Below are 7,417 nucleotides of genomic sequence, written 5' to 3' on the forward strand. Positions count from 1 at the left end.
GCGGACGCCCAGGTAGGTGAAGGTGCCGGGGACGTGGCTCAGGTACAGGGCGAAGTCCTCGCCGCTGAAGGGTGGGAACGCGGTGTGCAGCGGGGTGACCGCGGACCGCCCCAGGGTGTGCCTGAGGTGCCGGACCAGGGCGCGGCCCTCGCGTTCGGGGCAGACCAGCGCCGGGAACGGGTCGCCGGGGAAGCGGACCTGCGCCCCGGGGTAGCGGGCGGCGGTGCGGCGGATGTCCTCGCGTACCTCGGCGTACCGTTCCTGCGGCCAGCAGCGGTACGACACGCCCACCGTCGCCTCACGCGCCCTGGCCTGGAGCGAGACGAACGTAGCCAGCGGGCCGTTCGGGACCAGCGAATCGGCCACGATGCGCTCCAGGTCGGCATCGCCCTTCGGCATCGGAACCGTCGCGAGGGCGCCGAGTTCGGCCGCCAGCCGCTGCGCTTCCCGTACGGCGTCCGGGCCGGTGACCGTCAGCTCCGCCTTGTCCTGCCCGGGCATTCCGTACCCGGCGGTGGTGGCGAACTGGCCGACCGGGAACGGGCCGCAGTGCAGCGCGTGGATCTCCGACACGCCGAGCCGCTGCAACACGCCCGACTTCAGCACCGCTTCGGCCCCCGACAGGGCCTCCTCGGCCGGCTGGAAGACGAAGACGACGGTGCCGCTGAGCTCCCGCCGCAGCCGGGCGAGTACCTGGGCGATGCCGATGCCCATGGTCGTGTGCAGGTCGTGGCCGCACAGGTGGGCCGGTTCGGAGCCGCCGCCGATGATGTCCTTCGGCGGCACCGCGTCCATGTCGGCCCGGTACGCGACGGTCCGGCCCGGCCGCGCGCCGCGCAGTACGCCGATGACGCCGTGCCCGCCGATCCCGGTGCGTACGGCGAGCCCCGCCGCGCGCAGCTCGCGGGCGACGACGCCGGCGGTGCGCTGCTCCTGGCCGGGCGGCTCCGGGTGGCTGTGCAGGTCGCGGCGGAGCGCGATCAAGTCGGCCGTACGGCGGGCCACTTCCGCGTCCACGGCGCGCTGGCTGAGCTGGCCGGATTCCGCCCCGCGCCCCCGGGCGGCGGCACTGCCGGCCGCTCCCCAGGCCAGACCGGCACCGGCCGCAGCCGTACCGGCGAGGAGCGTACGACGCGCAACGCTGTGCTTCTCCGAACGATTCACTGTTCCCCCTTGTCGACCTTCTTGCAGACCTTCTGCTGACCTTCTGCCGACCTTCTGCTGACGTGCTGACCTTGTTGATGGCCGTCTCGCGGGCCTACGTGCCGACCTCACGGACGGGCCTCTCCGCCCCGGCCGGTGGCGCCCGCGGGGCGGCTTGAATACGTCCATGATCGGCGTCCCGCCCATCCGTTGACCAACCGTCCGGGCCCCGGCGCGGGGTGGCCCGGGGGCCCGGGCGGGGGGTCGGGTTATCCCCAGGGCGGGGCGTAGACGGCGACGTGGCGGCCCGCCGCTCACTGCCGGCATCGCCCGCCTTGTCCGCTGCGAACCCGGACGCAGTCTCGTCGGGCCGGGCGGGGGCGAAGGCCCGGGTCCCCACTCCGACGGCGACGGTGGGGGAGCGTGCGGCCGGGTTAAGGTCAGACGACAGCGGCAGCCCTCGTGAGGGAACAGGGACCGGCCCAGATGGAGTGCGAGACATGACCGTCACCTGGCGCACCGCCCTCTCGTACGCGCTGACCGTCGCCGTCGGGGCATGGCTGGTCGGGGCCGGGGTGGATCTCGCCTGGTCGGTTGCTGCGGGCGGGCTCGGTGCCTGGTTCTCGCTCTGGGTGGGGGACCCGCTTACCCACACCCTCACGGCCGTCACGGTGCTCGCCCTCACCCTGGCCCGCCGCATCGACGGTCCGCTGCCGACGTGGCGCGTGCCGCTGGTCGACGGAAGCCTGTATCTGCTGGTCCTGTTGGTGGGGAACGGCCTGGCGGCGTGGTGGACGGGGGCCGAGGGGCCGGCCGACACCGCGTTCGCGCTGGCCTCCTTCGCCCTGCTCGACCTCCAGTTGCCGGCCGCCTGGGCGCTGAGCGCCTGGCGCGCCCGCCACCTGCGGCTCGTCATCGGCCGCAGCGGTGGTGGCTGGTCGGCGGCCCGGGACATGTAGCGCTGATCCGCTGGGGCGGGGCGGTTACGGACGTACCGCCCCGGGCCCAAGCCCCGGTTGGCCCGTACTCCAACCCAACCCGTAAGCCCTAACCCTTCCGCAAGCCCCAACCCCAACTCCGCAATTCAACCCAACCCGCAAGCCCCGGACACTCTCCAACCCAAATCCAACCGCAAGCCCCGGGCACTCCCACCCAACCCGTAAGCCCCAGGGTTGGCCCCCCAACGCCCAGCGAGCCCCAATGCCCAGCGGGGCCCCAGCACTAGCCGGAGCCCCGCCGCGTCCATGCCCGGCTATCGCGCCGAGCAGTACTGCTGTTCCTTGCCGATCACCCGGTACATGCAGTCCGCGTTCTCCGACAGGCGGAGCACCGCTTCCCGGTTGCGGCTGGTTTCGCGTTCGATGACCTCGTCGGGCGGGTAGAAGCCGCCGCTGCCGCCGAACATCTCGAACGTGTACGTGAAGATCTTCTGCGTCGCCCACATCCAGTCGTCGGCCGAGCCGTCCGTCACGTACAGGTCGCTGGCCTGCTCGGGGGAGTAGCGGTTGGTGGAGGCGAGTTGCTTGCCGAACGTGGCGAAGACGTTGTGGTCGTCCTGGGTCATGCCGGGGGCGGTGTCGGCCGAGGTGTAGCCGTACGGCCACAGCACCAACTCGCCGTAGGTGTGGAAGTCGATCGCCGCCTTGATCTGCTGCTTTCCGCCCACGACGCGACTGCGGACGAAGTTGGCGACCACCTTCACCTCGGGCGCCGACTCGGCCGCGGAGCCGCGGTAGTCGTCGGCGCGCGGGTTCGGGCTCGAACCGTTGCAGCAGGCCCACTTGTGCGCCCAGTTGCGGTTGAGGTCGGTGCCGACGGCCGTGCTGCCCTGGTTGGGCTGACGGTTCTTGCGCCACATCCGGTACTGGCCGCCGGTGATGTCGTACTCGCCGCCGTCCGGGTTCACGTCCGGCACGATCCAGATCTCGCGGCCGTCCACGGCCTTGGTGATCCGGTCGTCCTTGCCGTACTTGTCGCCGAACTCGCGCAGCAGGTACAGCGCCATCTCCACGGTCAGGTGCTCACGGGCGTGCTGGTGCGCCGTGAACAGGACCTCGGGCTCCGCCTCGTCCGTGGCCACGTTGTCGCTGATCTTGATGGCGTGGATGCTCCGGCCCTCGACCGTGGTGCCGATCACCTTCTTGGCGATCCGGTCGGGGTGCTTGGCGACGGCCGCGTCGATCGCGGCCACCGTCTCGCGGTAGTTGTGGTAGCCGGCGTCATCGGCCGGGAAGTCCCGGGTGTCGGCCTTGGCGGCCGGGCCACCGCGCCGCGGCGGGCCGGGCAGTTCCTTCGTCTCGTACCCGAGCGCGCGGACCTGGCGCAGCTCGTCCGGGTGGGCCGTGATGACCGTCGTGGTGCCGCGCGCGGTGTCGATCGTGGCGCCCGTGCCGGCGATCAGGGTGCGCTCGGCTGCGGTACGGACGTCGCGCACCTCGTACTGATGGGGTATCGGCTCGGCGTCGGCCGTCGCCGTCGTGCGGGCGGCGGTCGGCTGGTGGGCCTCGGCCGCGATCGGGGCCGCCAGGGCCAGGGCGATGAGGGCGGCGACGGCGGTGGTGGTGCGCCGGCCGCGGATGCGCAGTCGCAAGGTGCACTCCAGGGGGGTTCCAGAGCGACGGGTGGGGGGTGTGCTGTGGGCGGTGGCCGCCCGGATCCCGCTCATGGTTGACGGTTGACGGGACGCGGTCAAGGGGCGAGATGTGGCCAGTCGCGCCGCCACCGGCCATGTGGGGTGCGCTCGCCGCGCGCGTACGGGGCGTGCGGCGGCGGGTGTCGAAGGTGCTGTCCGGGCGCGCCGGGCGCCTGCGGACGGTGACGTACGCGCCCGGCGGTTGGTCGCGGTCCGTCCGGTCCGGCCGTGCTGCCGCGGTACGGCTGCGGTTGGTGGGCGTCCCCGGGCGACGGACGTGCACGGCGCGTCTGCGTCGTTCGGCGCATTGTCGTGGCGGGTCCGTGCACCTAACAATGCCCATGTCAATTCCGTGGACGTGTGGAGGAACCTCGTGCAGAAGAACCTCATGGGCACCCTCGTGGCCCTGGCGCTCGGCGGCGGGACCCTACTGGGCGCCGGCGCGTCCCCGGCGGGTGCGGCGTCCGCCGCCGAGGGGGCCGGAGCCGCCGGCCGGTCGGTCGCCGTGCAGCCGGCGACGGGGGCTGCGGGTGCGAGTGCGCGTACGGGTACGGGTACGGTCGCGACGGCGAGCGGGGTCACGGCCAGGGCCACGGCTACCGACACCGCGCTGAAGCCCAAGCCCAAGCCGCGGCCGAAGGCCGTCACCTTCGAAGGCACCGTGGCCCTCAGCAACTGCTCCGGCTCCGTGGTGAAGCTGCCGAACTCCGCCGACCGGGACCGCGCCCTGGTCATGACCAACGGCCACTGCCTGGAGGGCGGTTACCTCGGCCCCGGTGAGGTCGTCATCGACCGGGCGTCCAGCCGCAGCTTCAACCTGCTGAACGCGCAGGCCGGCACGGCAGGCACGGTGCGGGCGACGAAGGTCGCGTACGCCACGATGACGGACACCGACGTGGCGCTGTACGAGGTGAACGCGTCGTACGCGGACATCAAGCGGCGGTTCGGCGTGCAGCCGCTGGCGCTCTCGGCCCAGCACCCGAAGGCCGGCGCCGCCATCAGCGTGGTCTCCGGCTACTGGAAGCAGCAGTACACGTGCTCCGTCGACGGCTTCGTGCACGAGTTGCGCGAGGGCCGGTGGACCTGGAAGGACTCGGTCCGCTACACCCCGGAGTGCCAGACCATCGGCGGTACGTCGGGCTCGCCCGTGGTGGACACCACGACCGGCGCGGTGATCGCCGTGAACAACACCGGCAACGAGTCCGGCGAGCGCTGCACCGAGAACAACCCGTGCGAGGTGGATGAGAACGGGCAGGTCACGGTGCGCCCCGGCATCAACTACGGGCAGCAGTCGTACCAGATCACCCGCTGCGTGGCCGCCGGCAACAAGGTGGACCTGAGCCTGCCGGGCTGCACGCTGCCGAAGCCGTGACCGCTCCGCGTGCCTGAGCTCGGATCGCGGCCCCGGGCGCGTTGCGGGTTGCCGGGGCCGCGACCGACGGCGGGAGCCGTGGCCCCGGCGCGAGGGGCGTGACCGGCGCGGGGCCGAACGCCGCGGCGTCCGGCCCCGTCCCCCGCTCCCCCCTTCCCGGCCCGGCCGCGCGCCCCGCCGCGTCCCCGCACGCTCACTTCCCGGGTCGCGCCGCCAGCCGCTGCGCGGCCCGTTCGCCCCGGCGGGCGACCGGTTCGACGCCGTACGCCGCGCCGAGGCCGGTCGGCGGCATCGCGTGGTAGATCGACTCGTACGAGCCCGCCGGCACGAGGAACGTCTCGTGCCAGATGCCGACGCTGCCGGCGGCCTGCCGCGCGCTGCGGTTGAACGCCGTCCAGGCGGGGTGGTGTGCGCGCTGCGGGTCGGTGGCGTAGGCGAGCAGCTTCTCGCGCGACTCCCAGTACTGGACGACCGTGAAGTTGCGCGGCCCGGACAGGTAGTTGCGGTAGCCGAGGAGTCCGCTGGTCTCGTCGCGGGCGAGTTCCTTCAGCATGCGCGGCATGGCCGCGACGACGGGCGGCCAGCGGCGCACCGCCAGCCAGCGGTTGATCCGCATCCCGATGAGGAACACCACCACGTTCCCGGTGGCCGCCGTGGTGACCCGCCCCGCTATGGGTGCCGTGCTGCTCATGGTCCACTCCCCGTTTCTTGATAGGTAGCGTTGCTATCTATAATCGATAGTGCCGCTATCTGTATGAGATGGCAAGGGGGCGGCCGGCCCGAGCGCACTCGGTGAGGTGGCGGGCCCGGGCGCGCGCGGGGAGGCGGCCGGCGTGCACTCGGTGGGGCGGCCGGGGTGCGCTCAGCGGGGCGGTGGGGGTGGCTGGGGTGGCTGGGGTGGCTGGGGCGACGGGTCCCGGGGGCCGCGGCGTACGAGCATCGGAGCCCGCGCCGTACGAGCATCGGAGCCTGCACCGGCCGGGCATTGGAGCCCGCGCCGGACGGGCGGCCGGGCCGCGAACCGCAGGCGACAGTGCTGGTACGGGCTTTGGCCCGTGGGTTACGCTGCGTCCGATGAAGACCGGGACGGCCTCGCGCCACACACGGATCGGCGACCCGGTGCTCTGCTGAGCGCCGAACGAGTCGCGGCGGACGCACAGTTCGGACGGGTGGCACCCGTCGGGGCGCGGACCGTCGGCGCATGGACCGTCCGTGTGCGGGCCGTCAGTACACGGGCCGGCGGCGCGCCGGCCATTGACGCATGGACCGCTGGCGCGCAGACCGCCAGCGCACGGGCCATCGACGCACGGACCGCCAGCGCGCGGAGCGCCACCGCACGCGCCCCACCCTCTCCCGTGGTGACCACACCTTGCCGCAGCCACCACACACAGGAGTTCCCGATGCCCACCACCACGTTGCACATTCCCACCGCCGACGGCCGGGCCGATGCCTTCGCCGCCTACCCCGACCAGGGCGAACGGCACCCGGGGGTGCTGGTCTACCCCGACGCCATCGGGCTGCGCCCGGAGGTGGAGGACAAGGCCCGCAAACTGGCCGCGCACGGCTACTACGTCCTCGTTCCCAACTTCTTCTACCGCGTCGGGCCCGCCCCGATCGTCGAGCTGCCCGCCTTCATCGACGCGGAGTCCAGGGGCGCGCTCTTCGAGCAGATCGTTCCGCACGTGCACCAGCACGCCGCGGACCGGGCGCTGCGCGACGCCGAGGCGTTCCTCGCCTTCCTGACCAGCAGGCCCGAGGCCAGCCCGGGCCCGGTGGGCGCGGTGGGCTACTGCATGGGGGCGGCCCTCGCGCTGCGTACCGCCGCCGCCCATCCGGACCGGGTGGCCGCGGTCGCCGGTTTCCACCCCGGCCTGGTGGTCACCGAGGGGGCCGACAGCCCGCACCTGTCGCTGGCCGACCTCACCGCCGAGGTGCACCTCGGGCTCGCCGAAGGCGACCTGTCGCCCGAGGAGTTGGCCGCGCTCAACCAGGCGCTGGACGCCACCGGCGTCCCGTACGCCACCGAGCTGTACGCCGGCACCCGGCACGGCTTCACCATGTCCGACACCGACGCCTTCGACGCCGACGCCCTCCAGCGCCACTGGGACCGGCTGCTCCCGCTGCTGCGGCGCAACCTGACCCCGGCCCGGTGATGCGGCGGCCGGGTGTGCGCCCGCCAGTTGGTCGCACACCCGGCCGTCGGTCGGTGCGGCGCCCGGGCCGCGGGCCGCAGGTCACAGGGTGCGGACCGCGGGCGCCCGGCGCCGGGG

Annotated in this window: 6 protein-coding genes; 3 read left to right on the forward strand and 3 right to left on the reverse strand. The window is 73.3% G+C overall.

Annotation, left to right across the window (positions count from 1 at the left end):
- Positions 1 to 1,164: M20 metallopeptidase family protein (locus AAHZ94_RS24760; RefSeq protein ID WP_349995334.1), on the reverse strand; the 1,164-nt coding region annotated here is incomplete at its 3' end.
- Positions 1,165 to 1,643: 479 nt separating this feature from the next.
- Between AAHZ94_RS24760 and AAHZ94_RS24765 the strand changes: the two genes are divergently transcribed.
- On the forward strand, positions 1,644 to 2,102 hold the full coding sequence (locus tag AAHZ94_RS24765) for a hypothetical protein (RefSeq protein WP_349995336.1): 459 nt from the start codon (positions 1,644 to 1,646) through the stop codon (positions 2,100 to 2,102).
- 293 nt (positions 2,103 to 2,395) lie between these two features.
- On the opposite strand, the gene AAHZ94_RS24770 is transcribed toward AAHZ94_RS24765, so the two are convergent.
- Positions 2,396 to 3,733 carry a M14 family metallopeptidase gene (locus tag AAHZ94_RS24770; RefSeq protein ID WP_349995337.1) on the reverse strand — a complete coding sequence of 446 codons (1,338 nt, stop codon included), beginning with the start codon at positions 3,731 to 3,733 and terminating at the stop codon, positions 2,396 to 2,398.
- Between the two features lie 415 nt (positions 3,734 to 4,148).
- Between AAHZ94_RS24770 and AAHZ94_RS24775 the strand changes: the two genes are divergently transcribed.
- The gene (locus tag AAHZ94_RS24775) at positions 4,149 to 5,147 is read left to right on the forward strand and encodes a S1 family peptidase (protein WP_349995339.1); all 999 of its coding nucleotides are present in this window, start codon (positions 4,149 to 4,151) and stop codon (positions 5,145 to 5,147) included.
- Between the two features lie 193 nt (positions 5,148 to 5,340).
- Here AAHZ94_RS24775 and AAHZ94_RS24780 read toward each other — a convergent pair whose 3' ends face one another.
- A complete protein-coding gene (locus AAHZ94_RS24780) occupies positions 5,341 to 5,838 on the reverse strand; it encodes a DUF4188 domain-containing protein (RefSeq protein ID WP_349995340.1) in 498 nt (165 codons plus the stop codon).
- A 709-nt stretch (positions 5,839 to 6,547) separates the two neighbouring features.
- On the opposite strand from AAHZ94_RS24780, the gene AAHZ94_RS24785 reads away from it, so the two are divergent.
- Positions 6,548 to 7,300, forward strand: coding sequence for a dienelactone hydrolase family protein (locus AAHZ94_RS24785; protein ID WP_349995342.1), 753 nt, complete (start codon positions 6,548 to 6,550; stop codon positions 7,298 to 7,300).
- The last annotated feature ends 117 nt before the right edge of the window (positions 7,301 to 7,417 follow it).

Source organism: Streptomyces sp. HSW2009 (assembly GCF_040240285.1).
Lineage (GTDB): Bacteria > Actinomycetota > Actinomycetes > Streptomycetales > Streptomycetaceae > Streptomyces.